This is a genomic window from Caballeronia sp. LjRoot29 (assembly GCF_964252755.1).
Classification (GTDB): domain Bacteria; phylum Pseudomonadota; class Gammaproteobacteria; order Burkholderiales; family Burkholderiaceae; genus Caballeronia.
The window spans coordinates 12802-35240 of the sequence record NZ_CAXUPU020000016.1; the positions used below are offsets into that span (position 1 = coordinate 12802).

The 22439-nt window shown below is 59.4% G+C and carries 16 protein-coding genes; 14 read left to right on the forward strand and 2 right to left on the reverse strand.

Annotated features, from left to right (window positions below):
* Nucleotides 1–81: 81 nt before the first annotated feature.
* From ACSQ83_RS18390 to garD, 7 genes are all read left to right on the forward strand, one after another.
* On the forward strand, nucleotides 82–768 hold the full coding sequence (locus ACSQ83_RS18390; protein ID WP_436229135.1) for a heavy metal response regulator transcription factor: 687 nt from the start codon (nucleotides 82–84) through the stop codon (nucleotides 766–768).
* Nucleotides 765–2240 (forward strand): heavy metal sensor histidine kinase, encoded by a 1476-nt coding sequence (locus ACSQ83_RS18395; RefSeq protein ID WP_414949375.1) that lies wholly within the window; start codon nucleotides 765–767, stop codon nucleotides 2238–2240. The genes ACSQ83_RS18390 and ACSQ83_RS18395 overlap by 4 nt, the downstream gene beginning before the upstream one ends.
* A 559-nt stretch (nucleotides 2241–2799) precedes the next feature.
* The gene (locus tag ACSQ83_RS18400; protein WP_414966862.1) at nucleotides 2800–3912 is read left to right on the forward strand and encodes an ABC transporter substrate-binding protein; all 1113 of its coding nucleotides are present in this window, start codon (nucleotides 2800–2802) and stop codon (nucleotides 3910–3912) included.
* Between the two features lie 120 nt (nucleotides 3913–4032).
* Nucleotides 4033–5112 carry an ABC transporter ATP-binding protein gene (locus ACSQ83_RS18405; RefSeq protein WP_414949377.1) on the forward strand — a complete coding sequence of 360 codons (1080 nt, stop codon included), beginning with the start codon at nucleotides 4033–4035 and terminating at the stop codon, nucleotides 5110–5112.
* Nucleotides 5109–5990, forward strand: a complete 882-nt coding sequence (locus ACSQ83_RS18410) for an ABC transporter permease (protein ID WP_299711522.1) — start codon at nucleotides 5109–5111, stop codon at nucleotides 5988–5990. The genes ACSQ83_RS18405 and ACSQ83_RS18410 overlap by 4 nt, the downstream gene beginning before the upstream one ends.
* Nucleotides 5990–6925 (forward strand): ABC transporter permease, encoded by a 936-nt coding sequence (locus ACSQ83_RS18415; RefSeq protein WP_414949378.1) that lies wholly within the window; start codon nucleotides 5990–5992, stop codon nucleotides 6923–6925. The genes ACSQ83_RS18410 and ACSQ83_RS18415 overlap by 1 nt, the downstream gene beginning before the upstream one ends.
* Before the next feature lie 32 nt (nucleotides 6926–6957).
* Nucleotides 6958–8511: a galactarate dehydratase gene (gene garD, locus ACSQ83_RS18420; RefSeq protein WP_436229136.1), complete on the forward strand. Its 1554-nt coding sequence runs from the start codon at nucleotides 6958–6960 to the stop codon at nucleotides 8509–8511.
* A 26-nt stretch (nucleotides 8512–8537) separates the two neighbouring features.
* On the opposite strand, the gene ACSQ83_RS18425 is transcribed toward garD, so the two are convergent.
* Nucleotides 8538–9422 carry a LysR family transcriptional regulator gene (locus tag ACSQ83_RS18425; RefSeq protein ID WP_436229137.1) on the reverse strand — a complete coding sequence of 295 codons (885 nt, stop codon included), beginning with the start codon at nucleotides 9420–9422 and terminating at the stop codon, nucleotides 8538–8540.
* A gap of 104 nt (nucleotides 9423–9526) precedes the next feature.
* Between ACSQ83_RS18425 and ACSQ83_RS18430 the strand changes: the two genes are divergently transcribed.
* The 3 genes from ACSQ83_RS18430 (at nucleotide 9527) to ACSQ83_RS18440 (ending at nucleotide 15277) form a co-directional block, all read left to right on the forward strand.
* The gene (locus tag ACSQ83_RS18430) at nucleotides 9527–11143 is read left to right on the forward strand and encodes an MFS transporter (protein ID WP_436229138.1); all 1617 of its coding nucleotides are present in this window, start codon (nucleotides 9527–9529) and stop codon (nucleotides 11141–11143) included.
* A gap of 1091 nt (nucleotides 11144–12234) precedes the next feature.
* A complete protein-coding gene (locus ACSQ83_RS18435; protein WP_436229139.1) occupies nucleotides 12235–13581 on the forward strand; it encodes an amidase in 1347 nt (448 codons plus the stop codon).
* Nucleotides 13582–13816: 235 nt separating this feature from the next.
* Entirely contained in the window at nucleotides 13817–15277 is a 1461-nt protein-coding gene (locus ACSQ83_RS18440; RefSeq protein WP_436229140.1) for a mechanosensitive ion channel domain-containing protein, read from the forward strand.
* Between the two features lie 48 nt (nucleotides 15278–15325).
* Here ACSQ83_RS18440 and ACSQ83_RS18445 read toward each other — a convergent pair whose 3' ends face one another.
* Nucleotides 15326–16735, reverse strand: coding sequence for an LLM class flavin-dependent oxidoreductase (locus tag ACSQ83_RS18445; RefSeq protein ID WP_436229141.1), 1410 nt, complete (start codon nucleotides 16733–16735; stop codon nucleotides 15326–15328).
* Nucleotides 16736–17001: 266 nt separating this feature from the next.
* Here ACSQ83_RS18445 and ACSQ83_RS18450 point away from each other — a divergent pair, with 266 nt between their 5' ends.
* The 4 genes from ACSQ83_RS18450 to ACSQ83_RS18465 all read left to right on the forward strand — a co-directional run bounded on the left by ACSQ83_RS18450 (nucleotide 17002) and on the right by ACSQ83_RS18465 (nucleotide 22375).
* Nucleotides 17002–18471 carry an MFS transporter gene (locus tag ACSQ83_RS18450; RefSeq protein WP_414953018.1) on the forward strand — a complete coding sequence of 490 codons (1470 nt, stop codon included), beginning with the start codon at nucleotides 17002–17004 and terminating at the stop codon, nucleotides 18469–18471.
* Nucleotides 18465–19931: a sugar ABC transporter ATP-binding protein gene (locus ACSQ83_RS18455; RefSeq protein ID WP_436229142.1), complete on the forward strand. Its 1467-nt coding sequence runs from the start codon at nucleotides 18465–18467 to the stop codon at nucleotides 19929–19931. The genes ACSQ83_RS18450 and ACSQ83_RS18455 overlap by 7 nt, the downstream gene beginning before the upstream one ends.
* 3 nt (nucleotides 19932–19934) lie before the next feature.
* Nucleotides 19935–20975 (forward strand): ABC transporter permease, encoded by a 1041-nt coding sequence (locus ACSQ83_RS18460; protein WP_436229143.1) that lies wholly within the window; start codon nucleotides 19935–19937, stop codon nucleotides 20973–20975.
* Nucleotides 20976–21115: 140 nt separating this feature from the next.
* Nucleotides 21116–22375, forward strand: coding sequence for an SfnB family sulfur acquisition oxidoreductase (locus ACSQ83_RS18465; protein WP_436229144.1), 1260 nt, complete (start codon nucleotides 21116–21118; stop codon nucleotides 22373–22375).
* The last annotated feature ends 64 nt before the right edge of the window (nucleotides 22376–22439 follow it).

The following is a 22439-nucleotide window of genomic DNA, read 5'->3' on the forward strand; positions in this document are numbered from 1 at the left end:
CGCATAGACCAGGTTCTGCACTCGCAGCAAGGGAGAGACAACGTTTTCTTATAATGGGAAAACGTACATAAGAAGGCGCGCATGAAACTGCTTATCGTGGAAGACGAACACAAGGTGGTTGACTATTTGCGCTCCGGCTTGACGGAGCAGGGCTGGATAGTCGACGTCGCCCTCGACGGCGAGGAAGGCACGCATCTCGCGATCGAATTCGACTACGCCGTGATCGTGCTCGACGTGATGCTGCCCAAGCGCGACGGCTTCAGCGTGCTGAAGGCGCTGCGCGCGCACAAGGCCACCCCCGTCATCATGCTGACCGCGCGCGACCAGATCAACGACCGGGTGCGGGGCCTGCGCGAAGGCGCTGACGATTACCTGACAAAACCATTCTCCTTCCTGGAGCTGGTCGAGCGGCTTCATGCGCTCGCTCGGCGCACCCGCGTGCAGGAGTCGACGCTGATCTCGCTGGGCGACTTGTATGTCGACCTGATCGGCCGGCGCGCCACGCGTGATGGCGTGCGGCTGGACCTGACGGCCAAGGAATTCCAGTTGCTGAGCGTGCTGGCGCGCCGCCAGGGGGATATCCTGTCGAAGACGGCGATCACCGAACTGGTCTGGGACGTCAATTTCGACAGCCATACCAACGTGGTGGAAACTGCGATCAAACGCCTGCGGGCCAAGCTGGACGGCCCATTTCCGACCAAATTACTGCACACGGTGCGCGGCATGGGCTACGTGCTGGAGGTCCGCGAGGAAGCGGGAACATCATGAATCGATCCATCGCCCGGCGTCTGGCTTTCATGTTCGCGGCCGTCGCGCTGTTTGTCTTTACGCTGGTCGGGACCGGGCTTTTCCTGGTGCTGCGCACGCAACTCGAACTGCACTTGCGCGAGTCGCTCGACGACCGCACGCAGATCGCGCGGATCATCGTCTATCACGCGGTCACGCCTGAAAAGTGGAAGATCGCGCGCGAAAAACTCACCGACATGACGCCGCGCGACGGCGTCACGCTGTATTCGGTGTGGAGCGCCGACTCGTCTTATCAGTTCGGCAAGCCGGTCACCGGACAGGTCATGGATCGCTGGTCGGGCGGCTATGAACGGGTGCGAACCGGCCCCGGCAGCGAAAACGACATGCTTGCCAACACGGTGACACTGCCGGCTTATGGCCAGCGGCCGGCCGTGATGCTGCAGGTTGCCGCGGGTTATTCTGCGAACGCGCGGACCATGCGCGCGTTCGCCTTTGCGCTTGCCGCCTTGTCCGCCCTCGGCAGTCTCGGCGTGCTGCTGCTGAGTTATTCGGTCACCCGCATCGGGCTTGCGCCGCTGACGCGGCTGACTCGGGACGCGTCTGCGGTGAGCCCGAACAATCGCTCGCAGCGGCTCAATACGCGCTCGCTGCCGCTGGAACTCAACGATCTCGCCAATTCCTTCAACGGCGCGCTTGAGCGTCTTGACGGCGCTTATGGGCGGCTCGAATCGTTCAACGCCGATGTCGCGCACGAGTTGCGCACGCCCGTCACCATCCTGATCGGGCAGACGGAAGTGGCGCTGACCCGCAACCGCTCCGTCGACGACCTGCGTCACACGCTGCAGTCGAACCTGGAAGAGTTCGAGCGCATGCGGGCGATCATCAACGACATGCTGTTTCTCGCCCGGGCCGATCAGGGGGAGCGCGCGACGGGGCTTGTCGATGCATCGCTTGCCGCGGAAGTCGCGCATACGCTGGAATTCCTGGAGATTCCGCTCGAGGAAGCGCAGGTGCGCGCGGTCTATACAGGCGACGCGCTCGTGCGCGTGAACAAGTCGCTGTTTGGGCGCGCGTGTATCAATCTGCTGATGAACGCGATCCAGCACTGCGCGCCGGGCTCGAGCATCATGGTGTCGATTACGCGTGAAGGCGACCAGGTCCGCGTTGCCGTTGCCAATCCCGGAGAGCCGATTGAGCCGGCTGTGCTCGATCATCTTTTCGACCGGTTTTATCGCGCCGAGGTCTCGCGGACCAACAGTCGCGAGAACCATGGGCTGGGTCTGGCGATCGTCAAGGCGACTGCGGAAATGCATGGCGGCAAGGTGTCGGTGACGAGCAGCGCGGGCATCAATACCTTTGCGTTTTCGGTTGCGGCGACAGGAAGTGGGCAGGTGAGCTCAACTGGGATTCCTAACGTGAATGCGCCTGCGAGTGTTTCGTCCAGTGCGTCCCCCGCCGATGCTCCGATGCAGCCCGCCTCGGCAAATCACTGACACTGGCATGGCATCAATGCTTGCCCGGCGCTTCGCGCGCCGGGGAGCGGCCCTTCCGGGCAAACCTTTTCTTCATTCGATTATTCGGACGCGTTGCTAAACGCGCTCGTTTTTGCCTTTCGCTCAAAAGATAGGTTGTCGTACAACATGGCCGGTAGCACCGCGTCCTATTCGATCTCGCGCCATCTTCGGAGTAGTCCATTCCAACGCTGCATCAAATCGTGGGACTCAGCTTCCATAAGGGTTAAGCCGATGTCCGTCCGCCCTTTACAGGTCGTCGCAACCACCATGGTTAAGGGTTTACGGTGATAGAAAACACGCCCTGTCACAGTTATGTTCTCATACGACAACATACATCGATAAATGCACCGCGAAGCTGAGTTTTGCTGCGGTTCATTTGTGTCGCGTGGCGGCATCGGAGTGACTCGATCCGCAATAAAATCCATACAAAGAGCGAGGAGACGAAATGATTCTGTCCGGCCGTTTGTCGGCGAAGCTGGGGGTGCTGCGCATGGCGTTGAGCGCCGTGGCGGCGGTTGCCGCGGTCACCGCGGTGTCGATGGTCACGGCACCTGCCGCGCACGCGGCGGACCCGGTGGCGATCAACATCGTGGACGTTGCGGGCAACCTGCAACTGACGCAAAAGGCGTTCGAAGCCTTCAAGGCGAAGTACCCGCAACTCGTCTCCAACATCACGTTCACCAACGCACCCGCGCCGCAGTTGCCCGGCAAGATCAAGGCGATGCAGGCGGCCGGCCGCTCGGATATCGACATCGTGCTGACCGGTACGGACGCGCTTGCCGCGGGTATCGAACAAAAGCTCTGGATGAAACTGCTGCCGGATCAGGCCGCGGCATTCCCCGGCGTACTCGATAAATACGCACCCGGTCCGCGCAAGATGCAGGATCTGGCGCAAGGCTACGGCATTGAAGTGACATACATGCCGGCAGGTCCGCTGATCGAATACAACCCGGCGAAGGTGATCGATCCGCCGAAAACGCCTGAGCAATTGCTTGCGTGGTGCAAGGCGCATCCGGACAAGCTGATCTACGCCCGCCCGGCTAACTCCGGTCCCGGACGCACCTTCCTGATGGGGCTGCCGTATGTGCTCGGCGACAAGAATCCGCAAGATCCGATCAACGGCTGGGACAAGACCTGGGCGTTCCTCAAGCAGCTGAACGACTGCATTCCTTACTACCCGGGCGGAACGTCGGCGGTGATGAAGGAACTCGGCGAAGGCTCGCGCGACATGACCGTGACCGTGACCGGCTGGGACATCAACCCGCGCGCGCTCGGCCTCGTGCCGGCTGAATACAAGGTCCAGGCCTTCGACAACATGACGTGGGTCAACGATGCCCACTACATGGTGATCCCGAACGGCGTGCCGAAGGAAAAGCTCGACGTGATCTACAAGATGATGAACTTCTTGCTTGAGCCCGCGCAGCAGGCAATGACCTTCGACGACGGTTATTTCTATCCGGGTCCGGTCGTGAAGGGCGTGACGATCGACCAGGCGCCGGCGAAGAGCCAGGAAGTCATCAAGAAGTACGGCCGCCCGGAATACGCGAAGCTGCTGGCTGACCGTCCGCACGTGGTGCCGTTGAGTGCCTCTGCCATGGTGGCCGCGTTCCAGAAGTGGGACCGTGAAATAGGCTCGCAGAAATCGAAGTAACTTTGGATACCGAAGTAATATCGAAGTCACTTTATACGGCCGTGCGGCGGCTTGATGATTGCGCTTAGCGATCAAGTCAAGTTCGTCGCACGGTGTCGTTCTTAGTCTCAGGAACCTGCCATGAAGCATCAGTTTGATGAGTTGCGTCTTGATTCGGTCAGCCGCAGTTTCATGAACGCCGAGGGTCAGGCGGTCGCGGCGCTCCGTGGTCTTGCCTTGAACATCCAGCGCGGCGAATTTATCGCATTGCTTGGGCCGTCCGGTTGCGGCAAGTCGACCGCGCTCAATTGCATCGCCGGCTTGCAACCGCTGACAGGCGGGCGGATCTGGCTCGACGATCAGCGTATTGACGTCCTGCCGCCGGAAAAACGCGGCTTCGGCATGGTGTTCCAGAACTACGCGCTGTTCCCGCATATGTCCGTGCTCGACAACGTCGGCTTCGGACTCAAGATGCGCGGCGTGGGCAAGAGCGAAGCCGCTCGACGCGCATATGAAGCGCTGCAAATGGTGCAGCTCGTCGGTCAGGAAAAGAAGCTGCCGGGGCAATTGTCCGGCGGCCAGCAGCAGCGCGTGGCTATCGCCCGTGCGATCGTGATCGAACCGGCGCTCGTGCTGATGGACGAACCGCTATCGAATCTCGATACCAAGCTGCGCATTGAAATGCGTGCTGAGATCCGGCGCATTCACAGTCAACTCGGACGCGCGACGATCTACGTGACGCACGACCAGGACGAGGCGCTTTCGATGGCCGACCGCATTGTCGTGATGCGTGAGGGCACCGTGCAGCAGGTTGCATCGCCGAAGGAAATCTACGAACGGCCGGGCAACCTGCATGTCGCGCGTTTCATGGGATATCGGAACGTTGCTCAATTTACGCTCGACGGCATGCAGGGCGATGGGGTGGTCGTAAGCTCGGACGGTGTGCGCTTGATCGGCATGCCAATGGCGGGTTTCGACAGCAAGCGCGTGAGCGTTGCGATGCGTCCCGAAGATCTGGACCGCGCTGCGCCAGGCGCCGAAAATGCGTTCGATGCAGAGGTGCTGACCGTTGAATACGGCGGCCACGATTCACTGATCCGCGTGAAGGCTGCGTTCGGCAATCTGTGGGCGCGCGTGACAGGTGACGTGGCGGTGGGTGAACGAATTTGCCTGCGGGTTCCGCCTTCGCGCACGCTGGTGTACGACGGAGAAACGTCATGAACTCGCCGATGGTTCCGCTTCCTTCCGCCGTTCCACGCGACGCGAAAGCGTGGCTGGTTTCGCCCGCGCTGATCTTCATCCTCGCGCTGTTTGTTTATCCGTTCGTGTACGGCCTCGTGCTGTCATTCCAGCCGATGAACGGCGGTTCCGCGTTCGCCAACTACATCGCCTTTTTCACCGATACCGCGATGTGGCCCACTATCATCGTCACCTTGAAGCTTGCGGTGCCGGCGACAATCATCAACGTGGGTCTGTCGGTTCCGGTTGCATTCGCATTGCGCCGGAATTCGCCGTATCAGAAGTTCGTGACCACGTTACTGGTGATTCCGGTGACATTGGGCACGGTGCTGATCGCCGACGGCATGCTGACCTATTTCGGCCCGAACGGCTGGTTCTCGCAGGCGGTGCATGGACTGCATTTATACGGCGATGAAGTGCGTCTCACGCATAATTATTGGGGTGTGTTGATATCGCTGATCGTGTCGGGATTTCCGTTCGCGTTTCTGCTGACGCTCTCGTATGTGACCGGTATCGACCCGACGCTTGCGCGCGCTGCGGCTACCTTGGGCGCGAGTCCTTGGGAGCAGTTTCGACAAATCTATTTACCGCTGCTGATGCCCGGGCTGACCATGGCCGCATGCTTGTCGTTCGTGCAGGCGTTCTCTGTGTTTCCGTCGGCTGTACTGCTCGGTGCGCCTGCCGGACCAACGCGCGTGATCTCTATCGCCGCGGCCGAAGCCGCATTCGAAAGTTACGATTACTCCCTCGCCTCGGCAATCGCGATGGTGATGGGCTTCGTCCAGTTGCTGGTGGTGGCAGGCATGCTGAGCACGCGCCGCTTCTTCTACACGGGTCCGGTGACCGGAGGTAAAGGCTGATGGCAACCGATAATCATGCACCCGCCTGGACGGCTTCGACTCATGCATCAGCACCTCGCGACAGTCGCAATGACGGCGCACAACCGGCCAAGCCGATGAAACCGCGCGTCAGCCTTGGCGACCGGCTCTGGAAGATGTTCGTTTGGGGCGCAATGGCATTTTTCTTGTTCAACGTGTTGCTGCTGATTGCGACGGTTGCCGTCAACTCGATCGCGACGCGATGGTTCGGCACGCTGCTGCCGGCGGGATTCACGCTCCACTGGTACGCGCAGGCCTGGAGCGACTTCCAGCTTGCGAGCGTGTTGTGGGTGACGGTCGAGGTGGTCGGCGCGGTCGTGCTGCTGTCGATTGCATTGGGCGTACCGGCCGCGTATGCGCTTGCTCGCGTGCAATTTCGCGGCAAGCGTTTCGCGATGCTTATCTTTCTGCTGCCGCTGATGGTCCCGCCCGTCACCTACGGCATCCCGATGGCAACCGTCATGTACAAGGTCGGTCTTGCCGGGACGTTGAGCGGCGTGATCCTTGCAAACCTGGTACCGGCGCTGCCGTTCGTTATCCTTGTGATGACACCGTTCATTGAACAGATCGATCCGAATCTTGAAGCGGCCGCGCGTATATTTGGGGCGAACACGACGAAGTATTTCCGCTATGTGCTACTGCCGCTGCTGATGCCGGGCATGTTGGCGGCGGGCTTGCTGGTGCTGGTTCGCACTATCGGTATGTTCGAACTGACGTTCTTTACTGCGGGTCCGACCACGCAGACGCTGGTGGTCGCGCTGTACTACGCGGTCTTTTCGACGGGCGTTCGTGCGCCTCAATCCATTGATGCAATGGCGATGATCTACATGGCGATCACGCTGGTATGGGTATTGATCGCGCTGCAATTCGTGAGCCCGACGCAACTCGTTTCGCGCGTCAAGGAACAGCGGCAGTGATGGGCGCGTAGTCACCTTAAGGTTCGATCGAAATGGAACAGTCTCCTCTCTACATTCGTGTTCATCCTCAGGACAATGTGGCGATTGTCGTCAACGACGGCGGCTTGCCCGAAGGCGCCGTATTCGCCGATGGCCTCGTGTTGCGCGAGCGTGTACCGCAAGGCCATAAAGTGGCGCTCGCTGATCTGGCCGAGAACGAAGCCGTGGTGCGCTACAACGTGGTGATTGGATACGCGTTGAAGGACTTGCCAAAGGGGAGCTGGATCAACGAACACGTGATCCGGATGCCGGAGCCGCCGGGTCTGGAGAACCTTCCAATCGCCACGCGCGCGGCGCCCGATATGCCCGTGCTGGAAGGGTTCACGTTCGAGGGGTATCGAAACGCGGACGGGTCGGTCGGATCGCGCAATATTCTTGCGATCACGACGACCGTGCAATGCGTGTCGGGTGTGGTCGAGCATGCGGTCGCGCGGATCAAGGCTGAACTGTTGCCGCGTTATCCGAATGTCGATGATGTTGTCGGACTCGAACATACCTATGGTTGCGGCGTTGCCATCGATGCCCCGGACGCCATGGTGCCCATTCGCACCGTGCGCAACATCAGTTTGAATCCGAACTTTGGCGGCGAAGTGATGATCGTGAGCCTCGGGTGCGAAAAGCTGCAGCCTGAGCGCCTGATGCCCGTCGGCACGATTCCGATTGCAACGGCAGGGGACGATTCGAATGGCGATGTTGTCGTGCTGCAGGACAATGCGCACGTCGGGTTCCAGTCGATGATCGATTCCATCATACGGACTGCTACGCATCATCTTGAACGGCTGAACCGTCGGCGGCGCGAAACATGTTCGGCCGCCGATCTCGTGATCGGCGTGCAGTGCGGCGGTAGCGATGCCTTCTCCGGACTCACCGCGAATCCCGCAGTCGGCTTTGCGACTGACCTGCTCGTGCGTGCGGGCGCGACGGTGATGTTTTCCGAAGTGACGGAAGTCCGCGATGGCGTCGACCAGTTGACGAGCCGTGCCGCCAACGCCGAGGTTGCGCAGGCGATCATTCGCGAGATGCAGTGGTACGACACATATCTGAAGCGCGGCGGCGCGGATCGCAGCGCGAACACGACACCGGGAAACAAGAAAGGCGGGTTGTCGAATATTGTCGAGAAGGCGATGGGCTCGATCATCAAGTCGGGCAACTCGGCCATCTCGGGCGTGCTGTCGCCGGGTGAGAAGGTGAAGCAGAAGGGGCTGATCTTCGCTGCAACGCCCGCAAGCGATTTCATCTGCGGCACGTTGCAGGTCGCCGCCGGTATCAACCTGCATGTGTTCACCACGGGACGAGGCACGCCTTATAGCCTGGCCGAGGTACCGGTGATCAAGGTCGCGACACGCTCCGATTTGGCACGCCGCTGGCACGACCTGATGGATATCGATGCAGGTCGCATAGCAACCGGCGACGCGACGATTGAAGACGTAGGTTGGGAACTGTTCCGTTTGATGCTGGACGTGGCGAGCGGACGCAGGCAGACGTGCGCCGAGCATTTGAAACTGCATAACGCGCTTACGTTGTTTAATCCGGCGCCGGTGACCTGACCTGACCTGACCCGCAGCTCAGGCTATCAGGCGTCGATCATCAACTGTTTCGTATAGCTGATGAATGCACGTACAGCAGGGGCACGTTCGTGCCGGCGAAATGCCATGGCGACCTCCGAAACGATCGGTTTGCCGGTAATCGGCTTATAAATCACGCCAGGCAATGAAACGCAGTCGCTGAGCGTGTGCGGCACTATCGAGACATTTCCCCCTAGCGAAACGCAGGCCAGTACCGCAGCCAACGGTCCGGGTCTCGGACCCAGTTGCGGTTTAAAACGGCCCCTGCGCCCGACCTCAAACGTTCCAAAGTCCTGCTCGGGCAACGCGAAAACGCAGTCACGCAATTGGGCGGGAGAAACACTTGCCGATCCCGCCAACACCGAGTCTTCAGGAATTGCCAGAATGAAATGATCACGATACAGCGTGATCGCCTGAATACCCTCCGGATAGTGCATGGGCGGCCTGACATACGCGACGTCGATAACCCCTTCAGCGAGCATGGCCGGCACGCGGTCCATTGCCAGCTCACTAAGGGCCATCTCTATGCGCGGGTTGTCATGACGGAATCCGCGGACGGTGCTTTGAAGTACGCCTGCAAATGCCGCCGATGCAACGTATCCCACCTCGATCCGGCCTAGCTCCCCACGCTCGGCTAACGCGGCGAGTTCATGCCCGCGTGACAAATGGGCAAGGGCTGCCAGCGCTTCGGGCAAATAGGCCTCACCCGCGGCCGTCAACGCAACGCTGCGTTTGGTCCGATGAAACAGGCGCACGTTTAACAACCGCTCGGTTTCCTGAATCTGCTTGGTGAGCGAGGGCGGCGCGATCTCCAGTTCCTCGGCCGCTCGGGCAAAGTGGAGGTGCTTCGCAACGCATACAAAGCACCTGATATGGCGAAGTTCGAGTTTCACTGTATTAACATTTTCGTGAATAATTCTGTGATCTTACGTTAGTGACGGCTAACACGGGTACAGATAGGATGTGCGCTGTCAATTCCATCGCGACGGCGGTATCCATGTTTCGAAGAAGTCCGGGTAACAACCAACCGTCTCAACAGGTGCCTTCAAACGACTCTCCGCCGTCACCGGCCCCGGCGTTAAACGCGCGTGCAGCACGATTCGTGTTGGGCACCGCCTCGGCAACTTGCGCGCTGATCGTTCTCGATACCAACGTGGTCGCCGTCTCGTTGCCCTCGATTGCGCGATCGTTCCACGTCGGTTTTGCCGACGTCGAATGGGTGGTGAGTGCCTACATGGTCGCCTTTGCATCGTGCTTGCTGGCGGCCGGCGGCATAGCTGATCGCTTCGGCCGGAAAAAGCTGATGATGATCGGCCTGGGCGTTTTCTGCCTGGCATCGCTCGGATGCGGGCTTGCGCCTACCGCGCTTTTCCTGAATCTGGCTCGTGCGGTAAAAGGCGTGGGCGCGTCGATGTTGCTGACCGCCGCGCTCGCCGTGATAGCCAACACCTTCCAAGAGGGGCCTTCGCGAGCGCGTGCGTGGGCCGTGTGGGGCATGTGCATGGGGCTCGCGACCACGGTCGCACCTTTAGTCGGCGGTGTGATTACGCAATGGCTCGGGTGGCGGTGGATCTTCCTCCTGAACCTTCCTGTTTGCTCGGTGCTCGCCTGGTGTGTGCATCGCTCGATCCGCGAGTCGCGCAACCCTCAAGCCGGAGCAATCGATGTAATGGGCAGCCTGCTGTTCGGTGCTTCTCTGGCGCTTGGCATCTGGGCGCTGATCGGAACACAAACAGATGGTTGGAAAAGTCTGCTCACGGCAGTCCGATTCGCCGGATGTGCAGGATTGCTGATCGTATTCTTGAAGCTGGAAAAGAGCCGCACGCATGCAATGATCGATCTGTCGCTGTTTCGTCAGTCGCGTTTTGTTGCTGCGGTGCTTAGCATGTTCGGCTATGCGGCCTGCGCTCAGGTCATGATGACTTTCCTGCCGCTGTATTTGCAGAACGCATTTGGATGGCCGGCGGTTAGCGCGGGCATCGGTATGCTTCCGTTTGCCACTGCCATGATCGCGGGTCCCTACATAGGTGCGTGGCTGGCTGGCCGTTTTTCCAGCGTCACGTTGCTGACGGTCGGGCTTGGGCTGATCGGCGTGGGGAATTTATTGACCGCGTCGGTATCAATGAGCCAGAAATACTGGCTGGTTGCGCTTGGCATGATCGTGACTGGTTGTGGTGCCGGCATATTGAACGGAGATACGCAGAAGGCGATCATGGCGTGCGTGCCGCCCAATCGGACGGGCATGGCTTCCGGCATTAGTACGACCACGCGGTTCACTGCAATTGTCACGTCGGTTGGCGTGCTTGGTGCGGTGCTTGCATCGCGGACGCAAACGGCTTTTGATCTAGCCTTGGCAAGTGCACCCGCGGTGAGGAATTCGCTTGATGCGGACTTCATGTCCAGATTGCTTGCCGGTGACGCTGCTCATGCGACCGAGCATTTAGCGACTGCCGCAAAGGTATTTCTTGCGGCTGCAGCTCCGGCAAGTTTCGCTAGTGGCTTCGCGTCTGCGCTATGCGTTGCCGGTGTGCTTGCACTGGTTATTGCTGCGGTTGTATGGGGGTTGGCCGGCCGGCGTGTTCGTCCTGCGACGCTGCCGCTCGGACAGGGGTGAGGTTGGATCTCTCTGCACTTTCTTTGGTTGCTGCTTTTTAGGTTTTTGCGGGTTCGGTGTTAGCTGATTTCTTTATCACTGTTAGCCACTGCGCGTGGCGGCGCGTCATTTCTTTGTCCAAAGCGACAAAGAAACGAAGCAAAGAAAACGCTTTCACCGCTCTACCCTAAGTGTCCACAGCGTGCAGTTTTGATTCATGGGTGCCCCAAAAGCACGATGCTCGCCAGAGCTTAGGATGTGTGAACCCCTCCTTCTCGCGAATCCTGACAGTAAAACGCTTCGCCCCGTACGCTCTCGGGCAAGCACTAGCGACTGAACCTGCCCAAGGAGCCCCCCGCGCTATACGCGGAAAACCAATCACCGAATTTGTATGGATGACGAACCACTTCGCCAAGCACAAGGAAACAAGGCCACCCAAACACGTAACGCCGTACCCCACGAAAACGTCCATGCGATTCACCAGCCAAATCACCAAAAATTGAAGCAATAAATGCACATCATTCTGTGATCCGCAACGCAGGACATGCGACCCCTTCGGCGTGGACTGTTCAACCAAGCTACTAAGAACCGGCACCTCAAATATGCGTGGCGCCGTGCCGGTTCGTGGGGCAAGGGTGCTAGCCCGAGAGCGTACGGGGCGAAGCGTTTTACTGTCAGGATTCGCGAGAAGGAGGGTTTCACACATCCGTGGCTCTTGCGAGCACCGTGCTTTTGGGGTACCCATGAAATAAAACTGCACGCTGTGGACACTTAATTTTTAGAGAGGTGAAAGCGTTTTCTTTGCTTCGTTTCTTTGTCGCTTTGGACAAAGAAATGACGCGCCGCCACGCGCAGTGGCTAATAGCGATAAAGAAATCAGCTAACACCAAACGCGCGAAGACCTAAAAAGCAGCAACCCGGCATAAAACTCAGCCCGCTACCCTCAGAACCATCCCATCCAACCTGAAGTGCGAACGAAAACCATTTTTGGCCATCGATGAGCCCATTATTGCCTCGCCCCAAGCGGCTGGCATACTAAGGCGTTAGCGCTAAGATCAAGGTGCGTGCACCCTGTCGCTTAGAGCACGGAACATACCGGGATTATTCACGAGATGGCTGAACCAACAAACGCCCCCACCTTGCGCGAAATTCGCCGTGCTGTCGAGAGCGGTGTTCTAACAATCCAGCAAAGCATTGAATCCGCCGATAAGACCGCCCGACGAACCCAACCGGGTTTGCACGCATTCAGTTATCTGCCAGACGCAGCCATGGTCAACCAAGCCGAAATCAGCTTGCCGCTAGCGGGTGTGCCCATCGGCATAAAAGATCTTATCGACACGGCCGACATGCCGACCGAATACAACTCGCCGGCCTACGCGGGCCGCACGCCGGAAGCCGATGCCGTTCTAGTGACACGCTTGCTGCAAGCAGGCGGGACCATCTTAGGAAAGACGGTTACAACAGAGTTCGCATGGCGCCATCCGGGAGCAACGGTCAATCCGTGGAATAAAAAGCATACACCCGGCGGCTCGTCCAGCGGCTCTGCTGCGGCTGTGTCAGCGGGGATTGTTCCTCTTGCATTCGGAACTCAGACGTTTGGTTCCGTCATTCGCCCCGCAGCGTACTGCGGTGTCGTGGGGTTCAAACCAACGTATGGAAGCATTGCCAGAAGCGGTGTGTTGCCGCTGGCGCCATCGCTGGATCACATCGGAATGTTCACGGCCAATGTCGGCGACGCGGCATACGCCTTCAAAGTAGTATCGGGTTCCGACGACCAGGACTTTCACTTTTCACACGTACGCAGCAAGAACAAAAACCCAGGCAACGACGGCGGCGCGATCATCCGTATCGGCATCTTGCGCAGGCAAATAGGCAGCGCGATGGAACCGGCTCAGGAGAGCGCGTTGAACGGGCTGGCCGCACGACTGCAAGCCGATGGAGCGGAAGTCGTCACGGTCGATCTGCCGGCGGAACTGGAGGACACAGGGACGCTGATATCGGCAATATTGGCAGTCGAAGCGGCCGTGGTGCACGGTGCGCTCCTTGACCGGTCACCCGGCCTGATCAGTTCGGTCATGACGTCCCTGATCCAGGAGGGCCGTGGCGTATCGAGTGTCGACTATGCGCGAGCGCGGACTGCACAGGTGCGGCTGGCCCATCTCTTCGATCGCTGGCTGCAGGAGGATTTGCGCCTCGACGTGCTTCTCGTTGCACCGGCTACAGGGGAAGCGCCGGTTGGACTTGACTACACCGGTGACGCTTCGCTATGTGCACCATGGACCTTCCTTGGCGTCCCTGCCATTACGTTACCGATTGCTCTCGGGCCCGCTGGTCTTCCGCTCGGCGCTCAGCTGATCGGCGCGGCACAACAGGACGAGCGTCTGCTCGCGGTCGCGGAGTGGGTGGAAGCGCGAGCGGACTGGCAGGCTGTAAAGCGGCAGGCTCTATCTAAGGCCTGACGGTCCGGATTTCAGGCGCGAGTAAGGCGTATGACGAATCGAGGCCGCCTCCTGTCCGGCACTCAAATTCAAGCGTTTCATCGCGCTCGTGGTGATCGCCGGACGCACGACACGTCCTACGGATAAGGCCAGGAAACCGTAGAATGCGAAGGCACTCAGATAAAACAACATGTGACTGGTCCCACCCGTTTGTTGCGCAGTCACACTGAAGGTCCTCTATGTCAGGAGCAGTCCTGTGAAAGATCCACTGGTTCTTGGCTTCGTGTTGATCATGGTGGACGTTGTACTCTGGCGCGCCGCGTTTCCGCGCCACGAAACCATCCGCTTGCTGCTCAGACTGGTGATTTTCGCGCTGCTGAGCGCGTTGTTGTTTGGTTCGACCCTGAGTCCCTTCTCGCCGGCACCGTGGCCTGAGTCTCCGGGTCGTCATCTTGCAGCCCAGATTCTCGAGGTTTCGTGGTGGCTCATCGGTGCGCGTCTCCTGACGATGTCGCTGGACGCAGCCTTCCAATCGCGTCAATGGCACCGCGAACGCCTTTTTCAGGACGTACTCGGCGCGCTGGTTTTTCTAGCTGCAGTGGTCGCCTCGCTTGCATTCGTGCTCGGCTTACCGGTGACGGGACTGGTCGCCACGTCAGGTGCACTGGCAATCGTGCTGGGTCTCGCCATACAAAGCACGCTTAGCGATGTCTTCGCCGGGATCGTGCTGAATACGACCGAGCCCTATCACATTGGGGACTGGGTCTCGGTTGACGGCGTGGATGGCAAGGTGCTGGAGATGAACTGGCGTGCAACGCACCTGCTTACCTCACACGGCAACGTTGTCATTGTCCCGAACAGCGTGGCGGCCAAGGCGAAAATCACCAACAGCAGTCGCCCGGTTGCGCTTCACGGCGTGTCCGTCGCGCTCCAGATTTCCCCGGAAGAACGCCCGGCCAGCGTTCTTGGCGCGTTGCAGCGTGCCATCGCGGGAAGCAACATGGTGCTGCAAACGCCGGTACCCTATGCGCTCATCAAGAAGGCTTCGATCAACTCGATTGAATACGAAGTCACGGTTTATATCGATGACATCAGCAAGTCCGTGACCGTGACGAATCAGCTTTACGACCTGTGTCATCGCCATCTTGCCGCTGCGGGAATCGAGCTCTGGCCATTGAGCGCGCCGCGTCCGCCACGCCACGACGTTGCCGACAGCCGGCAACGGCTTCTGTCACACGTCGATCTTTTTCGCGCGTTGCCGAGTGAAGAAATTGAAGCGCTGTCCAAGAGATTGTCCCGTCACGAATACGAAGTGAATCAGGAGGTGGTCAAGGCAGAAGAGGTGATGGACTATCTGATGATTGTGGAGTCAGGCGTTTTGTCGGTGGTGGTGAAAGGACCTTCCGGCCCGATCGAATCCACGCGCCTTGGACCCGGCGACTCGATCGGCGAAGCGGGTGTCCTCGCCGGACTGCCGGGTCAAGCGCAAGTCACGGCTTTGACACGGACATTAATTTATCGGCTGGACAAGGCGGACCTGACGCCATTGTTAAAGAGCCGGCCGGAAATAGGTCAGCAGATGTGCCATGTGCTTTCGCAACAGCAAGACACCCTGCGCAAGCTGAACACCGAGCTACCTGCGCCGGTGGGCACTGAACACTCGCTGCTGGACTGGTTGCGCGACGGTATGCGCAAGCTACATGAGTTGACCGGATAACAACTCACGAAGTGGGCCGAGGAATAGAAGACTAATTGTTGGCCGTCGCTATTCGCTCAAGGCAACCAATGATCCAGCCGCTTCGCCTCGTTTGAACGCCTCGATGTCCCTATACCTCGCACCGGGATGCCCGGCCGGCAACAAGCGCCCCTTGCCGAACAGCTTTTCGCGCAGCGTACCAGGCGTATATTCCGTCCGATAAACGCCGCGTCGCTGCAACTCCGGCACAAGGTGTTCAACGATATCCTCGAAGGTCTCGTGCGCGACTGCATACGCGAGATTGAAGCCGTCGACGCCGGTTTCCTCAACCCATGTTTGCAGAATATCGGCAACGGTAGCCGCGGAACCCACAAACACCGGTCCCATGCCGCCAATACCGCCCCATGCCGCGAGTTCGTCGATGGTCCAGGATTTCGCACCGCCCGCCAGATGTTCAATAGCGGAGACGATGGCGTTGGTTTCCACTTTCTTCACCAGATCGGTCGGCGCGTACTGACCGAAGTCGACACCTGTCCATCCCGACATGAATACGAGCGAGCCATCGTAGGACGTATAGCGGCGATACTCCTCAAACTTTGCCTGCGCCTTGGCATCCGTCTGATCCACGATGACCGTGACCAGGTTATAGATCAGCAGTCCGCTCGCATCCCGCCCAGCTTGCGCAGCCTGCTCTCGTACGTCAGCAACGTAAGCCTTCAACACATCCTTCGTCGGAGCCGCAACGAATACACATTCGGCATGCTGGGCTGCAAAGGCCTTCCCGGCACCCGATGCACCAGCCTGATACAGCACGGGCGTGCGTTGAGGCGATGGTTCGCAAAGATGGTAGCCGGGCACGTCGAAGTATTTGCCGTGGTGACCTATCTCATGGACCTTCTCGGGATGCGTGAAGACACGGTTGTGACGATCCCGGACCACGGCATCTTCTTCCCAGCTTCCCTCGAATAGCTTGTACAGCACCTCGATATATTCCGCTGCCACCTCATAGCGGTTCGCGTGCTTGCGCAAGCCGCCTTCGCTGATATTCTTTGCGCCGCTTTCCAGATACGACGTCACGATGTTCCATCCCACGCGGCCTTTAGTGTGATGGTCCGCGGTCGACAGGCGGCGAGCGAAAGTGTACGGATGCTCGAAGGTCGTCGACGCCGTAATGCCAATGCCGAGATGCTGGGTCACCATCGCAATGGGCGCTGCAAGCTGCAACGGATCGTTGACCGGTATTTGCGCCGCTTGATGGATCGCGTGGTAGTTGCTGCCCTTATAGACGTCGTAATAACCGATCACATCGGCTATGAAGATGCCATCGAAGAAACCCTTCTCCAGAATTTTTGCGAGATCGGTCCAGTACTCGAGGTCCTTGTATTGCGATGACCGGTCGCGCGGATGAGACCACAAGCCGGGCGACTGATGGCCGACACAGTTCATCTCGAACGCGTTGAAATGGATGGTTTTGCTCATGGCGGCCGATTCTCGATTTTCGCTTTGACAACCGGACAATCTAGTCGCCGAACTGAACGCGCGCTCTAACGATTTCAGCTTTGCATATGCCCGAGGCTGTAAAGGCCGGCACTTTCATACAGCGCACGCAAGCGACCGTGAAGGCTTGCCACCCGGCGATTCATATCGAAAGCAAAACTCGTTCTTTGCGTGACGCGATTGCTGTCCGTATAAAGCTTCTTTGCCCCTGCAAGCCCCGTGCAACTCACAAGCCAAGGAGCCGTATCTTGAGCACCGTCGACATTGAATCCGTCTTGCCTGCGTCATCGCCGATCGGATCGGCAAGCGACGTATCGCGCCTGATCAACACGAGCCTGTCGAAGAACACTCATGCGCGCGTGATTGTCTTGCTCGCGCTAGGCGGCGTGTTCCTTGACGCTTACGATCTCACCACGTTGTCATACGGCATTCAGGACGTCACGCGTGAATTCAACCTGACCCCTGCGCTAAGCGGCTTTGTCAGTTCGTCGATCATGATCGGCACGATTCTCGGCAGCATCGCCGGCGGATGGCTCACCGACAAGATCGGTCGTTATCAAGTCTTCATGGCCGACATGCTGTTCTTCGTGGTCGCAGCCATTGCAGCGGGACTCGCACCGAACGTCTGGGTTCTGATCGCGGCGAGATTCGTGATGGGACTCGGTGTAGGCATCGACCTGCCGGTCGCGATGGCATTCCTCTCCGAGTTTTCGAAATTCAACGGGCGAGGGAACAAGGCTTCTCGGCTCGCTGCGTGGTGCCCGATGTGGTACGCGGCGTCATCGGTGTGTTTCCTGATCGTGTTCGCGCTCTACTTTTTCTTGCCGGCGCAGCACGCCGACTGGCTCTGGCGCGCGTCGCTGATCTTCGGGGCCGTGCCGGCGCTGATCATCATCATGGTGCGCAGCAAGTTTATGAATGAGTCGCCGCTGTGGGCCGCAAATCAGGGCAACCTGAAAGAAGCGGTGCGAATCCTGAGGGAGTCCTACGGTATTCACGCACATGCCGTGCACGATACGAAAGAGCAGAAGGCGTCCACGCAGCCGCCCGTGAAATTTCGCGTGCTGTTCCAGCGGCCTTATCTGCAGCGAACGCTGGTTGCCAGCGTGATGAATCTTTGCATCCCGTTCGAATACACCGCCATCGCGTTTTTCCTGCCGTCCATCCTGTCGCAATTCCTGGGCGCCGGCGTGTTTGAAACCATCGCGGCATCGCTTGGACTGAACGTGTTGTTCGCGCTGACGGGTGGTTTGCTCGGCATGCGGCTCGCCTATAAATTTCCATCGCGACATGTGGCAATAGCGGGCTTTGCGTTGCAGTTTGTGTCACTGATTGCGCTGGCGTTGATCGGACATCCACAGGCGGCGATTGGCATCGGCCTTGCCGTGCTGATGCTGGGAACATGGTTGTTCGCCGAGGGGTTTGGCCCGGGCGCGCAGATGATGATCTACCCGGCCTTGTCTTATCCGACCTCCATTCGCGGCACGGGTGTGGGCTTCGGCCGGTCGCTCGCGGGCATTGGCAGTGCACTCGCTTTGTTCGTCTTGCCGATCCTCAAGGCGCGGTTCGGCACCGACATGTTCTGGATCGTTGCGTTGGCCGCCGTGATCCCGATCGGGTTCCTGGTGCTGATCCGCTATGAGCCGACCGCGCATGATATCGACGACGAAGACGCGCCCGTTCCATCCACGTCGTCCCGGCCGGTTTGCGAATGCTAGTCGCGCGGTCGGTATCGAAACGCTTCGGCCCGACTGTCGCGCTCGATCGATTCGATCTCTCTGTTGCTGCGGGCGAGGTGGTGGCGCTAATGGGCGCTAACGGCGCGGGCAAGTCCACGATCGTCAAGATACTGAGCGGGGTTTATGGAAGTGACGGCGGTTCGCTTGAACTGAACGGCAAGCCGTATGCACCGGACTCACCGCAAGAAGCGAAGGCGCTCGGCATAGCGACCATGCATCAGTCGATTGCGGACACGGTCGTGCCCAAGCTGTCGGTCGCGGACAACCTCCTGCTCGACCGCTTCAACAATGCGGCGACGCCATGGTTTGTCAGGCCCTCTGCGCGGCTCGAGGATGCACGTTCCATTGCGGAACTGGTTGGCCTCGATGTGGACCTGCGCGCGCCGCTATTCACGTTGCCGCTTGCGACAAGACAGCTCGTTACGCTAGCCCGGGCGCTCGCGGTCAAGCCGAGAGTTCTTATCCTCGATGAACCCACGGCAAGCCTCTCGGCTGCCGAAGCCGAACGTCTCTTTACCGCACTCGACACATTGCGCGAGCGTGGTGTCGCCATGCTGCTGGTCTCGCATCGGCTGGGCGATCTCAAGCGCATGGCGGACAGGGTGGTCATCGTCCGGGATGGACGGCTCGTAGCCAATCTAAAGACGCCAATCGATTTCGACGATGCGACTGAAACGATGATCGGCCGGGCATTACCGAAGGCGCGCGAACGACAAGCGGTGTGCTCGACAGCGAACGAGGGACTTCGAGTCAGAGGCCTTAAATTGTTCCCGGGTGCGGATGGTCCCGCGCTCGACTTCGATGCTGCTCGCGGCGAGATCGTTGCGTTTGCGGGACCTTTGGGTGGCGGCAAATCGCGGCTAGCCCGAACGTTGTTTGGTATCGAGAAGGTTATTGCCGGCACGATGACACTCGATGGCGAGCCATGGCAGCCGCGTTCTGCTGCCGACGCAATTCGCCGTGGCGTTTTCCTTGTAGGCGAGGATCGCTGGAGTTCGTCGCTCTTTCCGGATAGCGTGCCGTTCGCATCGATTGAAGGCACGTTGAGTTTTCCGTTCTTATCGAACTGGTTCAAGAGCGGGTGGATCAACCGGCCCCGCGAACGCCGAGAGGCTGCGTCTGCCATCGAACGCTTCTCCATTCGATGCAACGGCCCGGCAGATCGCGTGGTCAACCTTTCCGGCGGTAATCAACAAAAGGTCGTACTCGCGCGTTCGCATGCGGAACCCGCACGGGTGCTGTTGCTCGATGAGCCGTTTCAGGGCGTCGATGCCGGCGCTCGCGCGGACATTGCCGATGTGTTGCGAGCGAATGCAGCGGGGCGCGTGACGGTGGTGTTCGTTAGCGCAATCGAGGAGGCCTTCGAAGTTGCCGACCGCGTGCTGCACTTTGATCGTTCGATTATTGAATCAGACATTGAAAATCTTGCCGGAGCCTGACGCATGAAACTTGGCGCTTCTACCGCAGCGAGCTCCGCTGTTCGAACGGAGCTCAGACGCACCAGCATCAGGACGAAGCTGGAACGCAGCGGCATCTTGTTGCTCCTGGTCGCAATGGGTGTGGTTTTTACATGGCGCGAGCCCGCGTTCCTGAGCGTGGACAATCTGTTCAGCATCTTGCAGGCTGCGTCGATTGTCGCGCTCCTGGCCGTGGGCGTCAGCATCACGCTAGCGGTCGGCGGCTTCGATTTATCGGTCGGCAGTACGGCGGCAACCGCGCAGATGGCCGCGAGCTACGTGCTCGTTGTGTGGCATGGCAACGCGTTCGCCGCTGTTGCTGCGTGCCTTGCGTTAGGGGTCAGTGCGGGGCTTTTTAATGGTTTGCTGATCACGCGTCTTCGCGTCCCGGACCAGCTCGCCACGCTCGGCACCTTGTTCCTGCTAGCGGGACTGCAACTGATTCCAACAGGAGGGCGATCGCTCGCAACCGGCACGATCCTGCCGGACGGCACCGAGGCCACCGGCGCGTTTCCAGCGGCCTTCCTGGCGTTGGGCCGGGCTCGCTGGCTGGATGTCGTCCCGGTGCCGGTCATCGTGCTCGTGGTGGTCACGCTGGTCGCGGTGCTCGTCATGGAATTTACTCGATGGGGACGCGTGCTCTATGCGACCGGCGGCAACGAAACAGCCGCGCGGCTCGCGGGTGCGCCAACGGCGCGTTACCGGGTGGCGGCGTATGTTGCGTCGGGCGTGATTGCTTCGCTCGGTGGTGCGTTGATTGCCGCGCGAGTCGGGCGTGGCGATGTGGGCGCCGGCAATTCGCTGCTGCTGGATGCGGTTGCCGCCGCGCTGATTGGTTATGCGGTCTGGGGTGCGAAGCGTCCCAACGTTCTTGGCTCGGCCGTCGGCGCCGTGTTTGTTGGCGTGTTGCTCAACGGACTGACGATGCTCAATGCCCCTTATTACATGCAGGATTTCATCAAGGGCGCGTTGCTTGTTGGCGCGCTGGCCTTCACGTTCAGCATCGGAAAACAAGGGGCGCGATGAATTCAATCTGGCTTGGCGTTTAAGCAGTAAACGAGCTAAGCGTAGAAGCATTCTGTTGATGTGCTTAGCGTTATCGTTCGGTTTGCGCCCGGTCATGGCGCTGCTAGATTGATGTCGAACCGACACATAAAAGGGTAAGCATGTCAGCCATTCCGCAAGATGCAGCGGCGCGTCCCGCATCTATTCATGCAAACGAACGTTCGGAACAAAGGCCCGCACATATCATCTGTGACGATGCCGAAGCCATTGCGCGTGCCCACGAAGTAGCCGCTCGCCTGGCAGAACACGCCAGCGAGCGCGACCGCGAACGGCGCTTGCCCCACGAGGAAATCGACTGGTTTTCGCAAGCCGGCTTATGGGCGATCACCGTACCCAAAGAGTATGGCGGTGCGGGCGTGTCGTATGTGACATTGACCGAAGTCATCAAGATCATTGCTGCGGCCGATCCGTCGCTGGCGCAGTTGCCACAGAATCATCTGGGTCTCGTCGATGTCATTGCGCTCACCGGGACCCCTGAGCAAAAACGCTTCTTCTTCGGTGAGATATTGAAGGGCAAGCGTTTCGGCAACGGCTTCTCCGAGAAGGGAACGAAGCACGTCCTTGACCTGAAGACGCGCGTCACGGCCGAGGGTGACGAATATGTCGTCCATGGCACGAAGTTTTATTCAACCGGCGCGCTGTTTGCGCACTACGTGCCCATCCTGGGTCTCGACGACGAACGCCGTGGTTGGCTTGCCTACATTCCGGCGGGTACCGCGGGCTTGCAGGTGATCGACGACTGGTCGGGCTTCGGCCAACGGACGACTGCAAGCGGCACCGTTATCGCGGACCAGGTACGGGTTGCCGCATCCCACGTATTCCCAGCGTTTCGCGTATCGGATCTGCCGACGCTCAATGGCCCTATTTCGCAGATCATCCAGGCAGCAATCGATGCGGGTATCGGGCGGGCGGCCGTGGACGACACGCTTGAATTTGTACGTGAGCGCTCGCGGCCATGGATCGATAGCGGCGTGGAGCGCGCAAGCGACGATCCGCTTGTCGTACGCGAAGTAGGTCATCTTCACATCCAGTTGCACGCGGCGGAGGCGTTGCTCGAACGCGCGGCGCGCACGCTGGACGCCATTGCAACGCAAGCGCATCCGCCGAGCGAAGACGATATCGCCCGGGCATCGGTAGCGGTCGGCGAAGCAAAGGTTCTGACGACTGAGATCGCATTGCTGGCAAGTGAAAAGTTATTCGAACTGGCGGGTACGCAGTCGACGCTTGCCGCGCACAACCTTGACCGTCACTGGCGCAATGCGCGCACGCATACGCTGCATGATCCCGTACGCTGGAAATATCACCTTGTGGGCAACTATTACTTGAACGGCATCAAGCCGGCGCGCCACCCGTGGAACTAGAAGCGGGTCGTCGATAAAAGGGTCGTGCCTCTTCAATCAAACGTTGTCCCCACGCTTACTCCAC